A 21,734-nucleotide genomic window follows, 5' to 3' on the forward strand; every position below is an offset into this window, starting at 1 on the left:
CTTCCGCCAGACCATGCTGCAGTCCGCGGCCAGCGACGACGTCCGCGGCCGACTCCAGGGCGTCTTCATCGTCATCGTCGCGGGTGGTCCGCGCATCGCCGACGTCGCGCACGGCGGGGCCGCAGCCGTCGCGGGCACAGCGGTCACGGTCGCGGGCGGCGGCATGCTCACGGTGATCGGGACGGTGCTCGCGGCGCTCGCCGTCCCCGCCTTCTGGCGCTACCGAATATCGCTCAGGGAAAAGGGTGTTTAGCCCCTGAGGTGGCGGGGATAGGTCAGTCGTTCACTTCATCGGACTGCCACGGCAGGTTGGCGCGACGTCCCGCGTGGACGGGGCAGTAGTGGATCGGGTTGTCGCGTTCGGCGCCGGACGGCAGATTGCGGGTCGGCGTCTCGAGCAGGGGAGCGTCCGGCGATACACGGCCCGACGCTCGATCGTCGGCGTCGCGTGCACGCGGATGGCGGCGATAGCGGGAGGGGAGCAGGTTCATCGTCGCGTTCACTGCAGTCCCGACCAGTCGGAAACGTCGCTCATCGCTGTCGGTCCAGGTCAGGCCCATCATTTCGCGGATCGGTCCGTCGTAGAGGCCCGTCGTGATCCACATGAACAGGCGCTGCACCACCGTGACCTGCCGCTTCCACACCCAATTCGGCAACCACGGCCGTGCCCACGGAGGGACGGGCAGGGACGTGATGTCCAGGACGGTGCGCACCGCATCGTGGTCGCGGAGTACTCGGCGACACATATGGTCCCAGTAGTCCAGGAACTCCTCGTAGGTGTCCGGGCACGGCCGCATGCTGATCCCGTAGGCCGCGTACCAGTTCTTCGACTCCTCGAACAAGGCCCGCTTGTCGGCCTCGGAGATCGGCGGCCCGAACGCTTCGGCGCACCGGATGTTGCCGAACCAGAAGGTGGCGTGCGCCCAGTAGAAGACGTCGGGGTCCAGCGCGTGGTAGCGCCGACCGTCGTCCATCGTGCCTTTGATCGTCAGGTGGTAGTCGCGGACCTGCTGGCCGGTCTCCGGCGTCTGATCGAAGACGACACCCGAGATCGGATACAGCGATCGCAGCAGGCGTTCCCATCGCTCGCCGAAGAAGTCGGAGTGGTCCCACACGCCCGCGGCCAACTTCGGGTGCATATTCTGCATCGACCCCGACCACAGCCCCATGAGCATGCCGCGCCAATCGCCGAAGTAGCGCCACGTCACCGAGTCGGGGCCGAGTGGCGGCAGCGTCGTCGCCTCGGCCGCAGTCGCATTGTCGCGCAGCAGATCCGTCATGAGACGAAACTCTAGATACGTCTCAACCGGAAAGCAATGGGTCGTCGATCTCCAGCCGCTGATCGAGCGGAGCGACCCCAGTTGATCGAGAGGAGGGCCCCGGTTGATCGAGCGGAGTGACCCCCGGCTGATCGAGAGGAGCGACCCCAGTTGATCGAGAGGAGGGCTCCGGCTGATCGAGCGGAGCGACCCCAGTTGATCGAGAGGAGGGCCCCGGTTGATCGAGAGGAGCGACCCCAGTTGATCGAGCGGAGTGACCCCAGTTGATCGAGCGGAGTGACCCCAGTTGATCGAGCGGAGTCGAGATCTCGACCAGCTGCGGAAGGAGGGTCTCGACTTCGCTCGACCGGCGGAGGGAGGGTCTCGACTTCGCTCGACCGGCTGCGGAGGGTCTCGACTTCGCTCGACCAGCTGCGGAAGGAGGGTCTCGACTTCGCTCGACCGGCGGAGGGAGGGTCTCGACTTCGCTCGACCGGCGGAGGGGGGCTCGACTTCGCTCGACCGGCTGCGGGGAAGGCGCGCTCAGCCGAGGGAGAAGCGGACGCGATCGCCGGCGACCAACTGCGCTGCATGAGGCAACGATGTCGGGGTCACGACGGCGACCACCGGATATCCGCCGGTCACCGGGTGGTCGGCGAGGAACAGGACGGGCTGGCCGCTCGGCGGGATCTGCACGCCGCCGAGCGGAACGCCTTCGGAGGCCAGTTCGGGCAGATCGCGGTGTGTGAGCGCCGGTACGGTGCTGTCGGTCGGCCGGTCCAGACGCACGCCGATCCGGTTGCTCGCCGGGTTCACCACCCAGACGCCGTCGGTCAGCGTGCGCGGCGTGACGAGGCGGTCGTCGCGCGGACCGAAGCGCAGCGTCAACGAGACCGCGGGCGACGCCGGACACGGCGCAGGCGGGGCGAGCATCACCGCGGGCCACGAGCCCGACAATCGTCCGACGGGCAGTTCGTCACCGACCGACAACGCGGCAGGGCCGAGCCCGGACAAGGTGTCTGTCGATCGGGAGTCGAGTTCCGTGGCGACGTCGAACCCGCCGCGGACGGCGACATAGTTGCGGCACCCGCGACGTGGTGCCGTCACCGACAGCGTCTGGCCGTTCTTGAGCGGGATCGCCGAATGGCTCCCCACCTCGTGACCGTCGACGCGGACCACCGTCGTTGGTCCGGTGACTGCGACGAGAGCGGTCCCGTGGACGCGAGCCGAGAATCCGCCGAGCGTCACCTCGATGCACGCGGCGTCCTCGAGATTGCCGACCAGACGGTTCGCGAGCGCGAACGACTCGAGATCCGCGGCCCCCGACCGCGGAACGCCGAGGTGGGCGTGCCCCGGTCTGCCGAGGTCCTGTGTCGTCGCCAACGGGCCCGTCGAGGCGACCACGAACCAGGTGTGCGGGCCCGTCATCGGTCTGTCCGCTCGAACCGGACCGTCGAACCGGCCGCGAGCGCTGCGGGCGGGACCGCGGTGGAATCCCACATGCGGCGACTCGTCCGCCCGAGGAGGTGCCATCCTCCGGGGCTCTCGCGCGGATAGACAGCGCTGTAGCCCGCGGCAACGGCCACCGATCCCGATGGGACGGCGGGCCGGGACTGGTCGCGTCGCCCGATCTCGGAGAGTAGATCGATGTCAGATTTGTCACTCGAGTCGTCGGGTGTCAGGTAGCCGAATCCGGGTGCGAACCCCATGAACTGGACTCGCCAGAGCACTGCCGTATGGGCGCGGATCAGCTCGTCCGGCGAGCATCGCGCCATCGATGCCGCAGCGTCGAGATCGGGTCCGTCGTACACGGTGTCCACGACGAGGTGATCGGCGGCAGCTGCTGCAACGTCCGGTGTGGTGTCGGCAGCCAGGTCGTGGACCACTCGACGCACCCCCAACTCGTTCACTCCGATGCCTGGAAGTGCCTCTACTAGAACAGTTTCCGCACCTGCGACGACGTCGGCGACCACCAGTCGTCCGTCGGACGTCGCGGCCCGCAACGCCGCGGCGGCACGGGCCGCCGCGCGACCGGGTGAGGGCTGTCCGCTGAAGTCGAGGAGGAGTGCGTCGTCTCCCGCCGGGTACTCGCGCATGACGTCACGGTATCGGGATATGAGTAGGCTTAGCGGGCGACGAGAAAAGTCGTAGGCCGTCCTGTGAGAAGGCCCCTGGTAATCCCGGGGCACCCTCGTTGGGCGGCCTGGTCGAAGGACGACTAGGTTGTAACCCAACAACTGCTCACCCGCGATAGCTAAGGGGCTTGCGTGTCCGTGGAGAATGGCGCCGCCGAACAGCAGACCGGTACTTTCACCTACCCCGGTGGAAAGATCGATCTCCCTATTCTTAAGGCTTCGGAGGGCAGCGACTCGGTCGCACTCGGTTCATTCCTGTCGACGACCGGTCTGACCACGTTCGACGGCGGTTTCGTGAACACCGCCTCGACGAAGTCGTCGATCACCTACATCGACGGTGAAGCAGGCATCCTGCGTTACCGTGGTATCCCCATCGACCAGCTCGCGGAGAAGTCCACCTTCATCGAGGTCAGCTACCTGTTGATCTACGGTGAGCTGCCGACTCCGTCGGAGCTGGAGAACTTCACCACCCGCATCCAGCGCCACACGCTGCTGCACGAGGACCTCAAGCGGTTCTTCGACGGCTTCCCCCGCAACGCGCACCCCATGCCGGTGGTCTCGAGCGCCGTCAACGCGCTGAGCGCCTACTACCAGGACTCGCTGGATCCGAAGGATCCCGAGCAGGTGGAGCTCGCCACCATCCGCCTCCTCGCGAAGCTGCCGACCATCGCCGCCTACGCGTACAAGAAGTCGCAGGGACAGCCCTTCCTGTACCCGGACAACTCGCTGAGCCTGGTCGAGAACTTCCTGCGCATGACGTTCGGCTTCCCGGCCGAGCCGTACGAGGTGAACCCCGAGGTCGCCAAGGCTCTCGACATGCTGTTCATCCTGCACGCCGACCACGAGCAGAACTGCTCGACGTCGACGGTCCGACTCGTCGGCTCCTCGCAGGCCAACCTGTTCACGTCCATCTCGGGCGGCATCAACGCGCTCTGGGGCCCGCTGCACGGCGGAGCCAACCAGGCCGTCTTGGAGATGCTCGACGAGATCCGCGCATCCGGCGGTGACACCAAGGCCTTCATGGACAAGGTGAAGAACAAAGAAGACGGGGTCAAGCTCATGGGCTTCGGCCACCGCGTCTACAAGAACTACGATCCGCGCGCAGCGATCGTACGCAAGACCGCCGATCAGATCCTCACCTCGCTCGGTGTCGAGGACGAACTCCTCGACATCGCGAAGGGGCTCGAAGAGGTCGCGCTGAGCGACGACTACTTCATCGAGCGCAAGCTGTACCCGAACGTCGATTTCTACACCGGCGTCATCTACCGCGCGATGGGTTTCCCCACGCGCATGTTCACCGTGCTGTTCGCGCTGGGCCGTCTGCCCGGTTGGATCGCCCACTGGCGCGAGATGCACTCCGACCCGACGACCAAAATCGGCCGTCCGCGCCAGCTGTACACCGGTTACACCGAGCGGGATTTCGTGTCGATGGGAGACCGTTAGATATATGTCTGAGAACAGCAAGCCCGAAGTCGAGTTCCCGGAGGGCCCTGCGCCGGCCGAGCTCCAGATCACCGACCTCATCGTCGGCGACGGCGACGAGGCCCAGCGTGGCGGCATGGTCGACGTGCACTACGTCGGCGTCGAGTTCGAGACCGGCGAAGAGTTCGACTCGTCGTGGGACCGCGGACAGAGCGCGAACTTCCCACTCGAGGCACTGATCCCGGGCTGGCAGGAAGGCATCCCCGGCATGAAGGTCGGCGGACGTCGTCGCCTCGTCGTGCCGCCCGAGCTGGCCTACGGCCCCGAGGGTGCGGGACACCGACTGTCGGGCAAGACGTTGATCTTCGTGATCGACCTGCTCGGCGCCTGAGACTCGCAGACCGAGACGCCCGGAACCGACGGTTCCGGGCGTCTCGTGGTTTCCGGCCTCGTGGGGCATCACCGGGCGGAGCGTCGCGGAAACATCCAGACAGTCAGCGCGGTCGCCGCGCCGATGATCCCGACGCACCAACAGATGGCGATCGCCGCGTCGCCCCCGGGGGACTGGCCGTTCAGCAGCGCGCGGGTGGCCTCGACGACCGGGGTGACCGGCTGGTGCGCGGCGAACGTCTGCAGCCACCCGGGCATCGAGTCGAGGGGCACGAACGCGCTGGAGGCGTACGGCAAGAAGAGGATCACGAAGCCGTAGCCGCTCGCAGCTTCGGCCGACCCCGCCACCAGGCCGAGCATCGCGAACACTGACGTGATGGCGAGGATGTAGAAGGCGACGAGGCCGAGCGCGAACACCGCGCCGATGATGCCGGTGTCCGGGCGGAAGCCCAGGAGCACCGCGACGCACACCACGATGATGGTCGCGAGCAGGTTCCGGACGACGCTCGCGACCGTGTGTCCGACCAGTACAGTCGCGGACGGGACCGGCATGGTCCGCAATCGGTCGATGGCGCCGGTCTTCAGATCTTGACTCACCGACACTCCGGTACTCGACGCGCCGAAACCCGCGCACGTCAGCACGATGCCCGGCACCACGTAATCGAGATAGCTCGCGGTGTCCGAGATCGCGCCGCCGAACACGAAGACGAATACGAGCATCAGCATCACGGGCAACGCGACGGCCATGACCATCGCGTCCACATTGCGGATGCTGTGGCGGACGGATCGGCCGATGAAGATGCGTGACGCGACCAACGGACTCACGCCGGGTGCCGGAGCCCTCATCACGCTGCCTCCTGTCCGCTGGCATGCCCGGTGAGGTGCAGGAACGCGTCGTCGAGCGTGGGCCGTCGTACCTCGACGACGAGGTCGGGGCGGTCGGCTGCCACTATCGCGGTGAGCCGGGCGACGTCGTGCGCCGACCCGTCGGTGGCGATTTCTTGAACGACGACGCCGTTGTCCAGGAGAGCGAGGACCGCGCCGCCGACGCGCTCCTTGAGATCGGCGGCGCTGCCTCGCGCGACGATCCGGCCGCGGTCCATCACCGAGATCTCGTCGGCGAGTGCGTCGGCCTCCTCGAGATACTGGGTCGTCAGGAAGACGTTGGTGCCGGTCGCAGCCAGCTCCCGAATCTGCTGCCACAGGGTCAGTCGGCTGTGTGCGTCGAGCCCGGTGGTCGGTTCGTCGAGGAACAGGATCTCGGGCGGCCAGATCAGGCTGACGGCGAGGTCGAGACGGCGTCGCATGCCGCCGGAGTAGGTCGCCGCGCGTCGATCCGCGGCAGCGGTCAGATCGAATCGGTCCAGGAGTTCGTCGCTGCGGCGTCGAGCATCGCGTGGAGACAGCCCGACGAGTCTGCCCATCATCACGAGATTCTCGGTGCCGGTGAGGACTTCGTCGATCGTCGTGAACTGCCCGGTGACACTGATCCGGCGACGGACGTCGCCTCGGGCGGTCGTCAGGTCGAGTCCGAGCACCCTCGCCGAACCCGAGTCGAACGGATGCAACGTGGTGAGGATGTCGATGAGGGTGGTCTTCCCCGCGCCGTTAGGCCCGAGGAGCGCATGGATGCCGGGCTCCACCGTCAGGGACAGTCCGGTCAGCACACGGTGCTCGCCGTAGCACTTGGTGAGGTCGGTGATCTCGATGATCGCACCATCTGTGCATGTCATAAACTGAGTATTGCATACACAGAGTGTGGTGTACACAGTCAATCGCTGCCGGGCATAGGGTGAGGGAATGGCGGAGAGGACCGAGAGTGGGAAGACCGAGAGTGGACTGCCCAGGCCTGTCGCGATCGCGTGGGGGACGTACGTGCAGCCGCAGAACGGGCCGCGCCGCGGTCTCTCGCACGAGCGGATCGTCGAGCAGGCCATCGCGATCGCCGATGCCGAGGGGCTCGCAGCCGTCACGATGGCCAGGGTCGCCAAAGAGCTCGGCTTCACGACGATGTCGCTGTACCGGTACGTCACCAACAAGGATGAGTTGTTGCTGCTCATGGTCGGTTCCGAGTCGCTGCTGCCTGCCCCCTCTGGCGACGATCGTCACGCCGGCTGGCGCGACGAACTCCGTGCGTGGGCGGGTCTGTTGCGCGGAATGTACCGCGAGCATCCGTGGATGCTCGACGTCCCGCGAGGTCCGACGTCGGTGCTGATGCCCGCGTCGATGTACGTCGCCGATCGAGGCATGCGGGCGATGAGCGAGTTAGAACTCGGTGAGCGGGAGCAGATCTCGGTGGTCCTCGCCCTCGCGTCGTACGTGGCGTCGTTCGCCGGGCTCGAACGCGATCTCGCCGGCCAAGACGACCTCGAGTTCGGTGCCGAGGCGATCGCCGAACTCGGCGAGGCGATCACGGTCGAACGGTTCCCCCACCTCGCGCCGCTGCTGCTCTCAGGCGGTTACGTCGGCGGTCCGGCGGAGGACGAGAGCGGGGTGGACGACGAGTACCGGCTCGGCCTCGATCTGTTGCTCGACGGGCTCGCCGTCCGATGGGAGACGCGGCGAAGCAGTGCCGACTGAGCACGTCGTCGGTGATCTCGGTACTCTGCCTCCATGATCGTGAGCACCGCGGATGGCCCCGTCGCCACCATCGAACTGGCCCGTGAGAACAAGCGAAACGCCCTCGACTACGACATGCTGCGAGATCTGTCGCAGGCGTTCACCGACGCAGTAGACGGCGGCGCACGCGTCATCGTGCTCACCGGGCGCGGCTCGGTGTTCAGCGCGGGCGCCGATCTGTCCGGTCCGGTGTACGACCCGGAGTTCCCCGAACGCCTCGTCGCGGTGATCGAACAGATCGAGTCGACGCCGGTCCCGGTGATCGCCGCGGTCAACGGTCCCGCACTCGGCGGTGGTCTCCAGCTCGCGATGGCGGCCGATCTGCGTGTCATGGCGGCGGATGCCGTCGTGGGTATCCCGGCCGCGAAGATCGGTGTCGCGCTGGACGAATGGACGATCCGTCGTCTCGTGTCGTTGGTCGGCGGAGGGCCTGCCCGCGGAATTCTGATCGGCTGCGATCCGCTGAGCGCCGACCGCGCCTACGACCTGGGCTTCGCCAATAAGATCGGCGATCTCGCCGACGCCCGCCACTGGGCGGACACCATCGCCGGTTTCGCGCCGCTGACGCTGCGTCACTACAAGATGGTGCTCACTGGCGACGGCGCCCGCGACGAGGCTCCGAAGGACCGATACGACGCGATGGTTGCCGCGTGGACGAGCGACGACGCGAAAGAGGCGCGCGCCGCTCGTGAGGAGAAGCGCTCGCCCGTGTTCCGCGGGCGGTAGCCCTCAGGTGCCGAGCACCGTCTCCAGGTACGGGTTGGCGAACACCCGGTGCGGATCGAATCGTTCACGTACCTCGAGGAATTCGTCGAACCGGGGGTAGGCCTCGCGGAAATAGGCGTCGTCGCGGGTGTGTAACTTGCCCCAGTGCGGGCGACCGCCGTGCGCGATCATGATCTCCTCGACGTCGTGGAAGTACTCCTGCGATGACGTGAGATCGTCCCGGTGGAAGCGGTGCACAGCGATGTATCCGGTGGCGCGTCCCGTCGCCGTCGACAGCATCAGATCGTCCGCGGCTGCGGCGCGCACCTCGATCGGAAAGCTCACTCGGTGCTTGCGGTCGATGATCGAGCGCACCTCGCGGAGAGCGTCGGGGACGTCGGCTGCTGGGAGTGCGTACTCCATTTCGCGGAATCGGACATCGCGGTCGGACACGAAGATCTTGTCCGACCGATCGGTGTACGTGCGCGCGGACACGGCCCGCCCGACCACCTGGTTGACGGCGGGAACGATGCGCGGGACTCGTGAGCCCAGGCCCGACAGCGCGCCGAGGGTACGGTTCGCGAGGAGTTCGTCGTCGATGTAGCGGCGCAGCGGACTCGGGCCGTCGGCCGGGGTGTTCGCGGGGAGTCGGGTGTTCGATTTCGTGAGCGTCCGACTGGTGTGCGGGAACCAGTAGAACTCGTAATGGTCGAACTCGGCGATGCGGTCGGCGAAGCCGTCGAAGACGTCGTCGGCGTCGCCGGGCCCCTCCACGGCGCGGACGGCGAACGCCTCGACGCACTGGAGGGTCACTTCGGTGAGAACGCCGAGCGCTCCGAGCGCGAGCGCTGCGGCCTTCAAATCGGGGTCGTCCTCGCCGATGTCGCGGATCGTGCCCGTGCCGTCGACGATCTGGACTCCGCGGATCTGGGTGGAGATGCCGCCGAACCGTGCGCCGGTGCCGTGGGTTCCGGTGGACACGGCGCCTGCGATGGTCTGACGGTCGATGTCGCCGAGATTCTCCATCGCCAGGCCGAGCGGTTCCAGGATCGCAGGGATCTCGTGCAGCCGTGTCCCGGCGGCGAGCGTCACGCGTCCACGGTCTCGATCGACACCTCGGACGCCGCGCAGCCCGGACAGGTCCACCTGGACACCCTGCGTAACGGTGATCGGCGTGAAGCTGTGGCCCGCGCCGACCGGCTTCACCGTGCCGCCACGTTCGGCGGCACCGCTGACAGCGTCGGCGAGCTCGTCGACGGTGCGCGGCGTGATCACTTCGGCGGGGGTGTACGAGACGGTGCCGCCCCAGTTCGTCCAACGTCCGCTCGACCTACGTCCAGTCATAGGAAGCACTTCCCTTCGCCTCGGTAGGTGGGTACGACGTCGACGACGTGCGTATCGCCCCTCGCGTCGCGTTGGATCAAGGCCACCCGTTCGGATCGTTCGCAGACTTCGCCGGACTTGGTGTGGCGGAACCACACTCGATCACCGATCGACAATTCGTCGGCGGCGTCGCCGGCGAGTGGAGTCTGCACTTCGCCGGCTGACTCAGTGTCGACGTACTGAAGGCCTTCGGGCCAGACCGGCTTCGGGAGGCGGTCGAGGCCCGGCGGCCCCGACGCGATCCATCCGCCGCCGCCGCACGTGATCATGCCGTCGGCCGGGCGCCGCAGGACGTCGAGGCCGAACGCCATCGCCGGTGCCGGATGGAAGTGACGGTAGTTGTCGAACAGGTGGCCGCCGAACAGGCCCGATCCGGCGGCGATGTCGGTCACCGACGAATCCTTCGAGGTCTCCTCGAGCGATCCGGTGCCGCCCGCGTTGACGAACTCGAGATCGGTGATCCGCCGCAACGCCGAAATTACGGCGCCTCGTCGGTGCCGGAGTTCGCGCATCGACACCGCCTGCATCGCGCGGACCGCGGCGTTCGTCGCCGCTTTGCCCTCGACGTCGTTCCCGACGCCTGCGACCTGGGCCTCGTACGACATCACACCGACCAGGCGGAAGCCGTCGCGCGACTCGATGGTGCGGGCGAGTGCGACGGCCTGCGAGACGGTGTGCACTGGGGAACGGCGGACACCGAGGTGTACGCGTCCGCCTGCGACTCGTAACGACGCGTCGAGGTCGATGGCCACGCGCACCCGCGGACGCTGTTCGGGCCGAAGAATGGAGTCGACGAGGTCGAGGTGGCCGGGATCGTCGACGAGGAGGGTCACGCGTGAGCACGCCTGCTCGTCGACGAGAAGGGACGCGAGCGCTTCGCGCCGGCAGGTCGGGTAGCCGAGCAAGACGTCGCCGATCTCGGATTCGGTTGCCAGCCAATGTGCTTCGGCGGCGTCGTAGGCTAGGACGCCTGCGAAGCCGTCGCGGTCGAGGACGCGGTCGATCATCGAACGGACCCGTAGCGACTTCGACGCGACGCGGATGGGGACGCCGTTGGCCCGGCGTCGGAGGTCGTCGATGTTGTCCTCGAGGGCGTCGAGATCGAGGGCGATGACAGGGGAGTCGAGACCGGCGTGGCGCACCGCGTCGTCGACGGCAGCCCAGTCGGGCCGGTGGTCGTCGCCCTGCATCGGGCCTCCCTTCCCACCGAAGTGGATCGATCGATCAATTAATCCGTGATGATCATGACACAGCTCTCATTTTATTGTCGACGCAGCCGCCGACACGTGTTCGCCTCGCCCCCGCTTGTCTCGCTGTGCGTGTCGGTCGGCATCCCGACATACTCTGGATCCGTGACTCTCATTCCTGGACCATTGCGCGCAATGGGCGCGTCGACCGCTGCGATCACCGAGGCCACCGCTGGCTCGCCGAATCTGTCGGACGGCGTCTTCGCCAACCGGGAGTCCGCTCCGGTGGCAGCCGATGGCCCGGGGCCGGGCGTCTTCGTCGACATGCTCCGCAGACCGGGCGCGCCCGCCGGAGTGATCCCCGTTCTGCGACCCGCTCTTGAGCACGAGCCTGCGGCACTGTCGATCACCTGGCTCGGGCATGCGACGGCGCTCATCGATATCGACGGGGTCCGCGTTCTGCTCGACCCGGTGCTGAGCGACCGATGCTCGCCGTCGCAACTCGTCGGTCCCAAGCGCATGCATGACGTACCGATCACAGCGGCCGCACTGCCGCCCGTCGACGTCGTTCTGCTCAGCCACGACCACTACGACCACCTCGACACCGGGACAGTCACGACGATCGCGTGGACCCAGCCGGAAGCGCTGTTCGTCGCCCCGATCGGCGTGGACGCCCACCTGCGGCACTGGGGCGTCGACGGGGGTCGGATTCGCACCGCCGACTGGCACGGCAGCGTCGACGTCTCGATACGCGGCACAGCCGTGACGTTCGACGCGTATCCGGCCCGCCACTTCTCGGGCCGGGGATTCACCAGGAACGAGACCCTGTGGGCCAGTTGGGGTGTCACCGGGCCTGCGCACTCGTTTTTCTTCTCCGGCGACACCGGTTTCACCGACGCGTACCGCGAAGTCGGCGAACGGCACGGGGCGTTCGACGCGACCCTCATCGCCATCGGAGCCTACGACCCGTTGTGGCCCGACATCCACCTCAACCCGGAAGAGGCTGTGATGGTTCACGGCCTGGTCAACGGCGGAGCGCGAGGCAGCCTTCTGATCCCGATCCATTGGGGTACTTTCAACCTTGCGCGGCATTCGTGGGGTGACCCCGTGCGAAGGCTGCTGCCCGCGGCGGAAGCGGCCGGGGTCGACGTATGCGTACCCCGCCCCGGTTCCACCCTCGACACGGTCGACCGTGTCGGAACCGCAATCGACGATCCGACTTGGTGGGAGCGACACGCATGAGCACGGCGAGAACGAGTCCGGGGACCGACCGGGCGCCCGGACTGACCTCCGCGGAGGTCGCCGAACGGCTCGCCGCGGGTCAGGCGAACACGGTGCCCGACAAGTCAGGCCGCAGCGTCGCCGACATCGTGAAGGCCAACGTCTTCACCCGCATCAACGCGATTCTCGGTGTGCTGTTCGCGATCGTCGCGTTCACCGGCTCGTTCATCAACGGGCTGTTCGGCCTGCTGATCATCGCCAACAGCGGTATCGGCATCATCCAGGAGATCCGCGCCAAACGGACCCTCGACCGGTTGGCGATCGTCGGACAGGCCAAGCCGATCGTCCGGCGCGACGGTGTCGCCACCGAGATCGCGCCCGATCAAGTGGTGCTCGGCGACGTCATCGAACTCGGACCCGGCGACCAGGTCGTCGTCGACGGCGAGGCCGTGGAGTCCGAGGCGCTCGACATCGACGAGTCGTTGTTGACCGGTGAGGCCGACGCCGTCGACAAGGCCGTCGGCGACGAGATCATGTCGGGTAGCTTCGTCGTCTCCGGCTCGGGTGCCTATCGTGCCACGAAGGTCGGCGCCGACGCCTACGCAGCTCAGCTCGCGGCGGAGGCCAGCAAGTTCACGCTCGTCTCCTCCGAACTCCGCTCGGGCATCGACAAGATCCTGAAGGTCATCACCTGGCTGCTGATTCCCGCGGGCGTCCTGACGATCGTAAATCAGCTGTTCATCAGCGAGAACGGAATAAAGACGGCGCTGCTCGGCATGGTGGCCGCTCTCGTGCCGATGGTGCCAGAGGGCTTGGTCCTGATGACGTCGATCGCGTTCGCGGTCGGCGTCGTACGGCTCGGTCAACGGCAGTGTCTGGTCAACGAACTCCCCGCGATCGAGGGCCTCGCCCGGGTGGACGTCGTCTGCACCGACAAGACCGGAACTCTCACCGAGAACGGGATGCGGCTCTCGGAGATTCGCGTCGTGGACGATGCTGTCGACCCGGTGAACGTGCAGACCGCGATGGCCGCGCTGGCCGCGGCCGACCCTCGCCCCAATGCCAGCATCCAAGCGTTGGCCGAAGCGTACCCAGATGCGCCGGACTGGTCGACGTCGGCGATCCTGCCGTTCAGCTCCGCGAACAAGTTCTCGGGCATCTCGTTCGTGGACGCCGGCGGCGCCGACCGCGGTAACTGGTTGATCGGCGCGCCCGACGTGCTGCTCGATCCCGACTCAGAGGTCGCCCGCCTCGCACAGGAACTCGGGTCGACCGGGCTGCGTATCCTCCTCGTCGCCACCTGCGACATGCCTGTCGACTCCGAGCCTCCTTCCGCTGGTCGAGCGGAGTCGAGACCCCCTTCCGCTGGTCGAGCGGAGTCGAGATCCCCGCACGCTGGTCGAGCGGAGTCGAGATCCCCGCACGCTGGTCGAGCGGAGTCGAGACCCCCGCACGCTGGTCGAGCGGAGTCGAGATCGTCCAACCTTCCCGGCGCGATCACGCCGGCCGGCCTGATCGTTCTGGAGCAGCGAGTCCGCCCCGACGCCCGCGGCACCATCGAGTACTTCGATTCGCAGGACGTCGCGGTCAAGGTGATCTCCGGCGACAACGCGCTGTCGGTCGGCGCGGTCGCGGCCTCGCTCGGTCTTGGTGACCCGGAGAGCGCTGTCGACGCGCGGAAGCTGCCGACGCAGGAGTCCGAACTCGCGCAGGTGATCGACCACGCCGACGCATTCGGTCGCGTCCGCCCCGATCAGAAGCGGGCGATGGTCTCGTCGCTGCAAAGCGAAGGGCATACCGTCGCGATGACCGGTGACGGCGTCAACGACGTGCTCGCCCTCAAAGACGCCGACATCGGCGTCGCGATGGGTTCGGGGTCGTCCGCCGCTCGTTCTGTCGCCCAGATCGTCTTGTTGGACAACAAGTTCGCGACCCTGCCGTATGTGGTGGGCGAGGGGCGTCGCGTCATCGGCAACATCGAGCGCGTCTCGAATCTGTTCCTCACCAAGACCGTGTACGCCGTGCTGCTGGCCCTGCTCGTCGGCATCACCGGCTTACTCGCCAAAGCCTTCGGGTGGGATGCGGTCAGTTACCCGTTCCAACCGATCCACGTGACGATCTCGGCCTGGTTCACGATCGGAATCCCGGCGTTCGTGCTCTCGCTCGCTCCGAACAACGAGCGCGCGAAGACCGGATTCGTCCGCCGCGTCCTGACCCAGGCGATTCCGAACGGCGTCATCATCGGTATCGCCACGTTCGCCTGCTTCATGTTCGTCAACCGCGACTACTCGGCCGCGCTGGCCGGCTACACGGGCGACGTGCTGTTGGCGCCGTCCGACTCCGTCGCGGCGATCGCGAGCGCGTCGCAGGTGATCGGCGCTCAGCAGACGCAGGCGGCGACTGCGGCGCTGGCGACGATGATTGCGATCGCCGTGTATGTTCTGGCCGTCGTCGCGCGTCCGTACACGTGGTGGAAGCTGGTGCTCATCGGAGTCTCGGTGCTCGCGTACGTGGGGATCTTCACGATTCCGTTCACGCAGCGGATGTTCCACCTCGATTCGTCGAACGCCGGAATGATGGCGGTCGCCGGAATCTGCGCGCTTGTCGGATGTGTCGCAGTCGAGGTGTGCACTCGCATGCTCGGTGCAGTTCTCCGATCGTCGACCTCCGGCGGGAGATCAAGTCGGTGAGTACACTTCCGAACATGGATCTCAAAGGACTCGTTGACAAGGCAAAGAATGCGCTGAGCTCGAACCCGAAGCTCATCGAAAAGGGTGGCGACGCCGTCGACAAGGCGACCGGCAACAAGTACTCGTCGCAGATCGACAAGGCGCAGAACGCTGCTCGCAAGGCCGTCGGCGCCGAGGGTGACCAGCAGGGTGGCCAGGGCCAGCAGGGCCAGAACCCGCAGGGCCAGCAGGGTCAGAACCCGGACGGGCAGCAGCCGGGCGGCCAGCAGTAGCGTTCCCACTGTCCGCCGTTCTGGACCGGATTCCCGGTCAGAACGGCGGACATTCGTGTTTTCTGGGCTTGGTCAGCCCTTGGGCGCTCGACCTGCCTTCGGATGTCGGCGGTACGCCGACACCGACGGCTCGCCATCGATCCAGAATCGCCACGGTTCGTCGGCAGCCAACCGGATTCCGACGCGTGGCCCGGCCACGATCCTTGCCGGTTGTTGGACGCGTTCGCCGAGGTAGACGCCGGTCGGTGCGGTCAGGTCGGTACGTAGATCGGCCATCGTGATGCCCAAGGACTTCGCGAGGTTTCCGGGTCCGCGGCCGAGGAACTCGTCTTCGGCCATAGTCTGTCGCCGTTGACGGGCGATGTCCAGGCCGTCGACGATGCGGCCCGCCCGGATCAGTACGGCTGAACCCTCGCCCTCGGCGCTGGTCACGATGTTCGCGCAGTGGTGGCCGTGGATCCGGTATACGTACAGGCGCATCGGCGGGCCGTATATGGTCTCCGACCTCGGTGTCCGCGTGTACGCGTGCGACGCCGGATCGTGCGGGCCGTCGTATGCCTCGACCTCGGTGATCACCGCCGACACGCCGTGCGAGGTGAGAACCCGGCCGAGGAGTCCTCGTGCGCAGACGCAGACGCTAGGCTCTGTGACCATGGCCAAGACGAGTGACTCCATTCATGTCGATCTGTCGCCCGAGGATACCTTCGCGGCGGCCGCCGACCTGTCCCGCTACGACGAGTGGCTGGTCCTGCACGACGGCTGGCGCAGCAGGCTGCCCACCGCCGACGAACTCGGGAAAGGCACCACGCTGTCGTCGGTGATCAAGGCGAAGGGCACGCGCGTCCGGTTCACTTGGGAGGTCGAGAAGTTCGATCGGCCCAACGAAGTCGCTCTGAAGGGTACGGGCAAAGGCGGCGTCAAAGCGAAGCTGAACCTGACGGTCAAGCCAGACGGCAACGGCTCCACGATCAGCTTCCTCATCGACCTCGGCGGGCTCCCGCTGATGGGTCCGGTCGGCAAGGCTGCTGCCGCTGCGGTGAAGGGCGACGTCCATACCTCGCTCGAGAAGTTCACGACGATCTTCAGCTGATTCTCCGCCGCTGGTCGTGCCCCGGACCTACTTCTCTACGCGGAAGCCGTCGATGATCGACTTCTTGGCTGCGGAGTACTCCGCATTGTCTGGATCCGCTGTCTGAATGGTCAGCGTCGCGGTCGTTGGCGACGGTTCCTCGGGGATGCTCACGATGAGCACCGTCGCGTGGGTGCCTATTCCGGGTTTGACCTGTAATCGGTAGTCCACGATCAGACTCGGAAAGCCGCACGTCGTCGACTCGGCATGCTGGTGAACGCTGCCACCGACGGCGACCCTGCTCAGAGCCTGTAGCTGTCGGTCGAACTCTGCGCGGCCGACGGCGGGCGCCTTCTCGACTGTGACGACGTAATTCGGCGCGAAGTTGTCGACAGTCAACGACTTGTCGGCCACCGCCAGGCGGGTCAACTGGTCCTCGAACCTGCTGATGCGGTTCCACCCGTCGACGACGGGAACGCTGAACGCCGGCTCGCCGTCCTTCTGGGTGGCGGTCAGGTAGGCATCGGTAGTCGTGGCGCATTCGCCGGGATCGCTCGCCGTCGTCGCAGTGGCTGTCGTCGCAGCAGTCGAATTGCCTCCCGAGGCGCGCACCGCCGTTCCGTCGGCACCGTTGCACCCCGTCACCAGCATCGCGCCGACGGCAGCGACTCCGATCGCGATTAGACGGATTATCATGACGATCTCCCTCACGGGTCTCCCGGTGCAGACGCACGCACGACGCATTCCACCCTATTGCGCCGAACGCGGCCAAGATAGGCCTCGTCCAGTCATTGGCCTGCCGGTGTGGACATGATCACGGCCAACGCGAAGAGGGCCAGAGTCGGCGGCACCGCGGCGATGAACTTTCGCGCCGACCGGGGGAGCCAGTACGCGATCGCCCACTGTCCGAACAGTGCGATCAGCGAAGCCGCGGAGGCGACGGCTGCGGTCTGCACGTGCATCGTCGCCCCCGGACACGACGCGGGTTCGAAGCACGAGTCGAACGCCATCGCGCTCAACGCGAACCAGAAGAGTACGACCGGCGCGAGGACGATCGTGAGCGCCGTAGAGATCAGCGGTGCGGCGTACCATCCCGCTCTCGAGTCGGGCGGCTGATGTGGTTGGGAGTCTGTTGATGTGGGCATGCCTGCGACAGTTCCACCCAACGATCCGGCACGGATGCGTGGAAGTACGCACATCGTCTAGGTGATTGCGCGACACCCGCCGTAGCCAACCCCAATACAATTGGTTAGGCTCACCTATATTCCAGTGTTGTGCTGGTGCCGAACGCCGCCCACGAAGGGGAGGACGCATGTCAGCGCCCGTCGCGATCTCAGTGGAGAATCTGACCAAGACGTATGGGAGCGTCGCCGCTCTCGACGGCATCTCGTTCGAGGTGCCGCAGGGACAGATCCTCGGCCTCCTCGGGCCGAACGGGAGCGGGAAGACGACCACCGTCACCCTGCTGTCGACACTGCAGCGTCCCACCGCAGGAAGCGCGCGGATCGCCGGGTACGACGTGGTGGGCGACGCGGCGAAGGTTCGTGAACTGATCTCGCTCACCGGCCAGTACGCGTCGATGGACGACAGCCTGACCGCGGCCGAGAACCTCTCGGTCTTCGGCCGCCTCACCGGGTTGCGCGGTACCGCGCTGAAGTCCCGCATCGACGACCTCGTCGAGCAGTTCGACCTCGCCGACGTCCGCACCCGCCGCGTCGGCGCACTGTCGGGCGGCATGCGGCGCCGCGTCGACATCGCGAGCTCCCTCATCACCCGCCCCGAGGTGCTGTTCCTCGACGAGCCGACGACCGGCCTCGACCCGCGCAGCCGCGCAGCCGTGTGGGACACCGTCGCCGGACTCCGGGCCGCTGGCATCACCGTCCTGCTGACCACCCAATACCTCGAAGAGGCCGACCGCCTCGCCGACGACATCGTCATGCTCAACAGTGGACGGATCGTCGCTTCCGGCACCCCGGGCACCCTGAAACAACAGGCGGGCGCGGCCGTGTGCGAGATGAGCCTGGTGCAGCGGTCCGACATCGACACGGCCCTCGCCGCACTGACCGGCCTGGAGGTCATCGAGCACGACGACGCGTCGACCGCGGCCCACCCGCGGATCGTCGTCCGTGCTGTGGACGGGAAGTCGACGGTTCGCGACGTCATCGCGCGCCTGGACACCGCGCAGATCGACGTCGTCGACATCGGTCTGCGGCAGCCGTCGCTCGACGAAGTCTTCCTGCAGCTGACGGGGTCGGATCAGATGGCAGAGGTCGATGCCCTGTGACTGCCGTCCTCGCGCAGCCAGCCGCGTCGACAGCGGTGCGCCGTAGCTCCGTCGGACTGGTGTCGGCGACGGCGACCCTCGCCCGCCAGAAGATGTCCACCGGGATACGGACCGGCGATGCGATGTTCGCGACGCTGAGCCCGGTCGTCTTCTTCCTCTGCTTCTATGTGCCGCTGCACCGACGATTCGAGGCCGCGGGCGGCGACTACGCCCAGTTCCTCACACCGATCATCTTTTTGCAGACCGGCATCTTCACCGCGATCGCCGCAACCGAGGTCGCAGGCGCCGACGCCCGCGCCGGTGTGCGTGAGCGGATGATGAGCCTGCCGATCCCGCGTGTGGCCCCGATCCTCGGTCGCATGACGTGGGTGGTAGTGCGCATGTGTCTCGCGGTGTGCGGCGGATTGATCGTCGGGTTCGCGCTGGGCTTCCGCTTCGAGGGAGGCGTCGTTGCGACGGTCGGTTTCCTGATCCTCGTCGTGCTCTTCGGTGTCGCACTGAGCCTGCTCACCGATGCCGCGGGCTCGGTCGCCGCGAGTTCACTCGCCGTCGCGAGCGTCCTGATGATCCCGCAGCTGATCCTCATCATGGCGTCCACCGGACTCGTTCCGGCCGACAGCTTCCCGGGATGGATCCAACCGTTCGTGCGAAACCAGCCCCTGTCGGTGTTCTCCGACGCGCTCCGTGCACTCTCGACCGGCGCCGACCTCGATCCGACGGCCGTGATCTGTTGGGCCGTCGGGCTTCTCGCCGCAGGCGGGTTCGCGGTAGCCGCCGTCGCACGAAAGCAGGCGACCCGATGAGCACCGAGACGCAGACGAGAACGTGGCCCCAGCGGCGAGCGGTGGGGTCTCTCGCGCAAGTCGCCGTCCACACCGGCACGCTGCTGAAGTCGTGGAGTCGAGATCCCGGCATCCTCGTGCAATCGCTGGCGTTCCCCACGTTCATGCTGCTGATGTTCCAACTCGTCTTCGGCAAGTCGGTGACGGCACTCGGCTCCGGCGACAGCATCTACGGGAACACCGGCCTCGTCGCGCTCGTCGGCGCCCTCTACGGGACCATCGCGACCGCGATGACACTGATCCACGAGCGCGACACCGGACTGCTGTCGCGGATGTGGACGCTTCCCGTGTCGCGGTCTGGATTCATCGGCGGTCGCCTCACCGCGGAAGCAGTCCGCACGGGACTGGCCACCGTCGTTCTGTTCCTCGTCGCGATGACGATGGGATTCCGGTTCGAGCAGGGCGTGCTGTCCGCGCTCGGCGCGTGGGTGGTGCCGATGATCTTCGCGGTCGGCGTCGCGGCCCCCGTCATCGCTCTCGCGACCGTCGCATCTGGCACACAGTCGGTGCAGTTCCTCGGTGGTGTCTTCCTGTTCCTGCTGTTCTTCAACAGCGGTTTCGCGCCGATCTCGGAGTACCCGGGATGGCTGCAGCCGGTGGTCCGCAACCAGCCGATGAGTCCGGCGATCGACGCGATCCGCGCGTTGACCGAGGGCGGTCCCATCACTGGGCCGCTCGTCGCGACCGTCGTGTGGACCCTCGGTCTGCTCGCCGTCTTCGGGCCGCTCGCCGTGCGCGGATATCGCCGTGCCTCCGAGGGCCGCTGATTCACCATCAGCGGCGAAAGCGCTGATTCAACCAAAAGGAGTAATCAATGTCTGATCGGGTACGTGAGTCGCTGAAAGAGATCCTCGATGAGGACCTCGACCTGTCGGTCGACGGCGTCACCGAGGAGTCGTCGCTGATCGACGACCTCGGCATGGACTCGGTGGCGTTCGCCATCGGTGTCGTCGCGATCGAGGAGAAACTCGGCGTCAAGCTCGCCGAACGCGAGATCTACGACGCCAAGACCGTCGGCGACCTCGAAGAGGCCATCCGCGCCAAGATGAGCGTCACCCAGTGACTGCCGCCGTACAACCCGGTGTCGCCGAGTTCGGTCCGTCGGACTTCACCTACCTGCACTCGGACGGTCCGGGGGCGCCCGCTCACTGGGGCATGCTGCTCACGCTGGGCGACGGCGAACCGCTGACTCTCGACGCCGTCCGTGAGCGCGTCGCGCAGCGTGTTGGCCGGTACGAACTGTTCCGCATCGGCGTGCGCGGCGGACGCGACGGAGCACCCGAGATCGTCGTCGCCGACGAGGTGGACGTGTCCGCGCACGTCACGCAGGTGCACGTCGACGGCGACGTTCAAGAGCAGGTGGCGGCCGTCCTCTCTGAGGCGCTGCCGCAGCCTCAGCCGTACTGGCATCTGACGCTGTTGACCGCGGCCGACGCCCAATACGTGCTGGTGAAAGTGCATCACAGTCTGTCAGACGGTATCGCAGGCGCCGCGTTCTCGGCGCTGCTCGCCGACGGATCCGACGACGATCTGGCGAGCTTCGACCGCTTTGCGACCAGCCCGCGATTCCGCGTCGGCACGCCCGACGATGATGTGCTGACGAAGGCTCGGGCGGCATTCGAGAAGCAGTGGATGGACGGTGAGGGCGGCCGCGCATGGCCGACGCTCACCTCGTCCGGGCGACGCGAGACCGCCGTGTTCTCTGCGTCGACCCGCGACCTGCGTCGCGCTGCACGGGCGCGCGGCGCGTCGGTCCACGAGTTCCTCGTCGCGGCGATCGGTCGCGCTGTCAGCATCGCTCCGCCCGAATCCGACGGACCGCAGGCCTCGAACATCAGGGTCACGCTGCCGGTGACGCTCGACCCGGAGTTCCGCCACACCGGCAACGCCGTCGCCGTGTCGTTGCTCAATCTGCCCGGCGACGAACCCGACCTTGACGCGCAGATCGCGCGGGCGCGCTCCGAACTCACGCTCATCGACGACGAGAACCTCGGCCTCGCTTTGGCGTCGGTCGACGGTGCCCCACCGATCGAGTGGACGGACATGCGCACGATCGTCGCCGAGTCGATGAAGCGGATGAGTCCGGACATTCACATCGGCATCAACCCGGGGTTCACGCGCGTGCGGTCGATGCTCGGTCGCGACATCGTCGAGTCGACCGCAATGTCGCCGCTCATCGGCTACTCGTTCTCGGTGACCGGGCTGATCCTCGGCAATCGCACCACGTTGGGAATCGTCGCCGATCCCGCCGCCCTG

23 protein-coding genes and 1 pseudogene are annotated in these 21,734 nt (G+C 66.9%); 14 read left to right on the forward strand and 10 right to left on the reverse strand.

The window, feature by feature from the left end:
* A pseudogene (locus tag ACTIMF_RS17110) lies at window positions 1–253 on the forward strand (MFS transporter); the annotation flags it as partial.
* 22 nt (window positions 254–275) lie between these two features.
* Here ACTIMF_RS17110 and ACTIMF_RS17115 read toward each other — a convergent pair.
* From ACTIMF_RS17115 to ACTIMF_RS17125, 3 genes are all read right to left on the reverse strand, one after another.
* Window positions 276–1,280 (reverse strand): oxygenase MpaB family protein, encoded by a 1,005-nt coding sequence (locus tag ACTIMF_RS17115; RefSeq protein WP_442351487.1) that lies wholly within the window; start codon window positions 1,278–1,280, stop codon window positions 276–278.
* Window positions 1,281–1,802: 522 nt separating this feature from the next.
* A complete protein-coding gene (locus ACTIMF_RS17120) occupies window positions 1,803–2,687 on the reverse strand; it encodes a biotin-dependent carboxyltransferase family protein (protein ID WP_442351488.1) in 885 nt (294 codons plus the stop codon).
* Window positions 2,684–3,355: a 5-oxoprolinase subunit B family protein gene (locus tag ACTIMF_RS17125; protein WP_442351489.1), complete on the reverse strand. Its 672-nt coding sequence runs from the start codon at window positions 3,353–3,355 to the stop codon at window positions 2,684–2,686. Before ACTIMF_RS17125 ends, ACTIMF_RS17120 begins: the two co-directional genes overlap by 4 nt.
* Before the next feature lie 171 nt (window positions 3,356–3,526).
* Between ACTIMF_RS17125 and ACTIMF_RS17130 the strand changes: the two genes are divergently transcribed.
* Together ACTIMF_RS17130 and ACTIMF_RS17135 are read left to right on the forward strand one after the other, a co-directional pair.
* Window positions 3,527–4,837: a citrate synthase gene (locus tag ACTIMF_RS17130; protein WP_442351490.1), complete on the forward strand. Its 1,311-nt coding sequence runs from the start codon at window positions 3,527–3,529 to the stop codon at window positions 4,835–4,837.
* A 4-nt stretch (window positions 4,838–4,841) separates the two neighbouring features.
* Window positions 4,842–5,207 carry an FKBP-type peptidyl-prolyl cis-trans isomerase gene (locus ACTIMF_RS17135; RefSeq protein WP_442351491.1) on the forward strand — a complete coding sequence of 122 codons (366 nt, stop codon included), beginning with the start codon at window positions 4,842–4,844 and terminating at the stop codon, window positions 5,205–5,207.
* A 68-nt stretch (window positions 5,208–5,275) separates the two neighbouring features.
* On the opposite strand, the gene ACTIMF_RS17140 is transcribed toward ACTIMF_RS17135, so the two are convergent.
* Together ACTIMF_RS17140 and ACTIMF_RS17145 are read right to left on the reverse strand one after the other, a co-directional pair.
* Window positions 5,276–6,052 (reverse strand): ABC transporter permease, encoded by a 777-nt coding sequence (locus ACTIMF_RS17140; protein ID WP_442351492.1) that lies wholly within the window; start codon window positions 6,050–6,052, stop codon window positions 5,276–5,278.
* On the reverse strand, window positions 6,052–6,939 hold the full coding sequence (locus ACTIMF_RS17145; RefSeq protein WP_442351493.1) for an ATP-binding cassette domain-containing protein: 888 nt from the start codon (window positions 6,937–6,939) through the stop codon (window positions 6,052–6,054). The genes ACTIMF_RS17140 and ACTIMF_RS17145 overlap by 1 nt, the downstream gene beginning before the upstream one ends.
* A 67-nt stretch (window positions 6,940–7,006) precedes the next feature.
* Here ACTIMF_RS17145 and ACTIMF_RS17150 point away from each other — a divergent pair, with 67 nt between their 5' ends.
* On the forward strand, window positions 7,007–7,786 hold the full coding sequence (locus ACTIMF_RS17150) for a TetR/AcrR family transcriptional regulator (RefSeq protein WP_442351494.1): 780 nt from the start codon (window positions 7,007–7,009) through the stop codon (window positions 7,784–7,786).
* Between the two features lie 33 nt (window positions 7,787–7,819).
* The gene (locus ACTIMF_RS17155) at window positions 7,820–8,551 is read left to right on the forward strand and encodes an enoyl-CoA hydratase (protein WP_442351495.1); all 732 of its coding nucleotides are present in this window, start codon (window positions 7,820–7,822) and stop codon (window positions 8,549–8,551) included.
* 3 nt (window positions 8,552–8,554) lie between these two features.
* Here ACTIMF_RS17155 and ACTIMF_RS17160 read toward each other — a convergent pair whose 3' ends face one another.
* Together ACTIMF_RS17160 and ACTIMF_RS17165 are read right to left on the reverse strand one after the other, a co-directional pair.
* A complete protein-coding gene (locus ACTIMF_RS17160; RefSeq protein ID WP_442351496.1) occupies window positions 8,555–9,874 on the reverse strand; it encodes a D-arabinono-1,4-lactone oxidase in 1,320 nt (439 codons plus the stop codon).
* Window positions 9,871–11,103, reverse strand: a complete 1,233-nt coding sequence (locus ACTIMF_RS17165; protein WP_442351497.1) for an alanine racemase — start codon at window positions 11,101–11,103, stop codon at window positions 9,871–9,873. The genes ACTIMF_RS17160 and ACTIMF_RS17165 overlap by 4 nt, the downstream gene beginning before the upstream one ends.
* A gap of 162 nt (window positions 11,104–11,265) precedes the next feature.
* Here ACTIMF_RS17165 and ACTIMF_RS17170 point away from each other — a divergent pair, with 162 nt between their 5' ends.
* From ACTIMF_RS17170 to ACTIMF_RS17180, 3 genes are read left to right on the forward strand one after another with little or no spacing between them, the layout of a single operon-like run.
* Complete coding sequence (locus tag ACTIMF_RS17170) at window positions 11,266–12,342, forward strand: MBL fold metallo-hydrolase (RefSeq protein WP_442351498.1); 1,077 nt, start codon at window positions 11,266–11,268, stop codon at window positions 12,340–12,342.
* A complete protein-coding gene (locus ACTIMF_RS17175) occupies window positions 12,339–15,011 on the forward strand; it encodes an HAD-IC family P-type ATPase (protein WP_442351499.1) in 2,673 nt (890 codons plus the stop codon). The genes ACTIMF_RS17170 and ACTIMF_RS17175 overlap by 4 nt, the downstream gene beginning before the upstream one ends.
* Before the next feature lie 14 nt (window positions 15,012–15,025).
* On the forward strand, window positions 15,026–15,283 hold the full coding sequence (locus ACTIMF_RS17180) for an antitoxin (RefSeq protein WP_442351500.1): 258 nt from the start codon (window positions 15,026–15,028) through the stop codon (window positions 15,281–15,283).
* A gap of 72 nt (window positions 15,284–15,355) precedes the next feature.
* Here ACTIMF_RS17180 and ACTIMF_RS17185 read toward each other — a convergent pair whose 3' ends face one another.
* Entirely contained in the window at window positions 15,356–15,958 is a 603-nt protein-coding gene (locus tag ACTIMF_RS17185) for a DNA-3-methyladenine glycosylase (protein WP_442351501.1), read from the reverse strand.
* Between ACTIMF_RS17185 and ACTIMF_RS17190 the strand changes: the two genes are divergently transcribed.
* Window positions 15,936–16,373, forward strand: coding sequence for a type II toxin-antitoxin system Rv0910 family toxin (locus ACTIMF_RS17190; protein WP_442351502.1), 438 nt, complete (start codon window positions 15,936–15,938; stop codon window positions 16,371–16,373). The genes ACTIMF_RS17185 and ACTIMF_RS17190 overlap by 23 nt on opposite strands.
* A 27-nt stretch (window positions 16,374–16,400) precedes the next feature.
* Here ACTIMF_RS17190 and ACTIMF_RS17195 read toward each other — a convergent pair whose 3' ends face one another.
* Entirely contained in the window at window positions 16,401–17,048 is a 648-nt protein-coding gene (locus tag ACTIMF_RS17195; protein WP_442351503.1) for a hypothetical protein, read from the reverse strand.
* A gap of 92 nt (window positions 17,049–17,140) precedes the next feature.
* Window positions 17,141–17,497 (reverse strand): hypothetical protein, encoded by a 357-nt coding sequence (locus ACTIMF_RS17200; protein WP_442351504.1) that lies wholly within the window; start codon window positions 17,495–17,497, stop codon window positions 17,141–17,143.
* 167 nt (window positions 17,498–17,664) lie between these two features.
* On the opposite strand from ACTIMF_RS17200, the gene ACTIMF_RS17205 reads away from it, so the two are divergent.
* The 5 genes from ACTIMF_RS17205 to ACTIMF_RS17225 form a co-directional block, all read left to right on the forward strand.
* Window positions 17,665–18,636 carry an ATP-binding cassette domain-containing protein gene (locus tag ACTIMF_RS17205; RefSeq protein ID WP_442351505.1) on the forward strand — a complete coding sequence of 324 codons (972 nt, stop codon included), beginning with the start codon at window positions 17,665–17,667 and terminating at the stop codon, window positions 18,634–18,636.
* Complete coding sequence (locus tag ACTIMF_RS17210; protein WP_442351506.1) at window positions 18,633–19,439, forward strand: ABC transporter permease; 807 nt, start codon at window positions 18,633–18,635, stop codon at window positions 19,437–19,439. Before ACTIMF_RS17205 ends, ACTIMF_RS17210 begins: the two co-directional genes overlap by 4 nt.
* Window positions 19,436–20,245 carry an ABC transporter permease gene (locus ACTIMF_RS17215; protein ID WP_442351507.1) on the forward strand — a complete coding sequence of 270 codons (810 nt, stop codon included), beginning with the start codon at window positions 19,436–19,438 and terminating at the stop codon, window positions 20,243–20,245. Before ACTIMF_RS17210 ends, ACTIMF_RS17215 begins: the two co-directional genes overlap by 4 nt.
* Before the next feature lie 47 nt (window positions 20,246–20,292).
* Window positions 20,293–20,541, forward strand: coding sequence for an acyl carrier protein (locus ACTIMF_RS17220; RefSeq protein WP_442351508.1), 249 nt, complete (start codon window positions 20,293–20,295; stop codon window positions 20,539–20,541).
* Window positions 20,538–21,734, forward strand: a 1,197-nt coding sequence (locus ACTIMF_RS17225; protein ID WP_442351509.1) for a wax ester/triacylglycerol synthase domain-containing protein, incomplete at its 3' end; no start/stop codon positions are given. The genes ACTIMF_RS17220 and ACTIMF_RS17225, both read left to right, overlap by 4 nt.

The organism is Gordonia sp. (in: high G+C Gram-positive bacteria) (genome assembly GCF_052106715.1).
Lineage (GTDB): Bacteria > Actinomycetota > Actinomycetes > Mycobacteriales > Mycobacteriaceae > Gordonia.

Bases quoted from the DNA above. Each gene is read 5' to 3' on its own strand.
- ACTIMF_RS17115 (WP_442351487.1), bottom strand. From the start codon at position 1,280: ATGACGGATCTGCTGCGCGACAATGCGACTGCGGCCGAGGCGACGACG.
- ACTIMF_RS17120 (WP_442351488.1), bottom strand. From the start codon at position 2,687: ATGACGGGCCCGCACACCTGGTTCGTGGTCGCCTCGACGGGCCCGTTG.
- ACTIMF_RS17125 (WP_442351489.1), bottom strand. From the start codon at position 3,355: ATGCGCGAGTACCCGGCGGGAGACGACGCACTCCTCCTCGACTTCAGC.
- ACTIMF_RS17135 (WP_442351491.1), top strand. From the start codon at position 4,842: ATGTCTGAGAACAGCAAGCCCGAAGTCGAGTTCCCGGAGGGCCCTGCG.
- ACTIMF_RS17140 (WP_442351492.1), bottom strand. From the start codon at position 6,052: ATGAGGGCTCCGGCACCCGGCGTGAGTCCGTTGGTCGCGTCACGCATC.
- ACTIMF_RS17145 (WP_442351493.1), bottom strand. From the start codon at position 6,939: ATGACATGCACAGATGGTGCGATCATCGAGATCACCGACCTCACCAAG.
- ACTIMF_RS17150 (WP_442351494.1), top strand. From the start codon at position 7,007: ATGGCGGAGAGGACCGAGAGTGGGAAGACCGAGAGTGGACTGCCCAGG.
- ACTIMF_RS17155 (WP_442351495.1), top strand. From the start codon at position 7,820: ATGATCGTGAGCACCGCGGATGGCCCCGTCGCCACCATCGAACTGGCC.
- ACTIMF_RS17160 (WP_442351496.1), bottom strand. From the start codon at position 9,874: ATGACTGGACGTAGGTCGAGCGGACGTTGGACGAACTGGGGCGGCACC.
- ACTIMF_RS17165 (WP_442351497.1), bottom strand. From the start codon at position 11,103: ATGCAGGGCGACGACCACCGGCCCGACTGGGCTGCCGTCGACGACGCG.
- ACTIMF_RS17175 (WP_442351499.1), top strand. From the start codon at position 12,339: ATGAGCACGGCGAGAACGAGTCCGGGGACCGACCGGGCGCCCGGACTG.
- ACTIMF_RS17180 (WP_442351500.1), top strand. From the start codon at position 15,026: ATGGATCTCAAAGGACTCGTTGACAAGGCAAAGAATGCGCTGAGCTCG.
- ACTIMF_RS17190 (WP_442351502.1), top strand. From the start codon at position 15,936: ATGGCCAAGACGAGTGACTCCATTCATGTCGATCTGTCGCCCGAGGAT.
- ACTIMF_RS17185 (WP_442351501.1), bottom strand. From the start codon at position 15,958: ATGGAGTCACTCGTCTTGGCCATGGTCACAGAGCCTAGCGTCTGCGTC.
- ACTIMF_RS17195 (WP_442351503.1), bottom strand. From the start codon at position 17,048: ATGATAATCCGTCTAATCGCGATCGGAGTCGCTGCCGTCGGCGCGATG.
- ACTIMF_RS17200 (WP_442351504.1), bottom strand. From the start codon at position 17,497: ATGCCCACATCAACAGACTCCCAACCACATCAGCCGCCCGACTCGAGA.
- ACTIMF_RS17205 (WP_442351505.1), top strand. From the start codon at position 17,665: ATGTCAGCGCCCGTCGCGATCTCAGTGGAGAATCTGACCAAGACGTAT.
- ACTIMF_RS17215 (WP_442351507.1), top strand. From the start codon at position 19,436: ATGAGCACCGAGACGCAGACGAGAACGTGGCCCCAGCGGCGAGCGGTG.
- ACTIMF_RS17220 (WP_442351508.1), top strand. From the start codon at position 20,293: ATGTCTGATCGGGTACGTGAGTCGCTGAAAGAGATCCTCGATGAGGAC.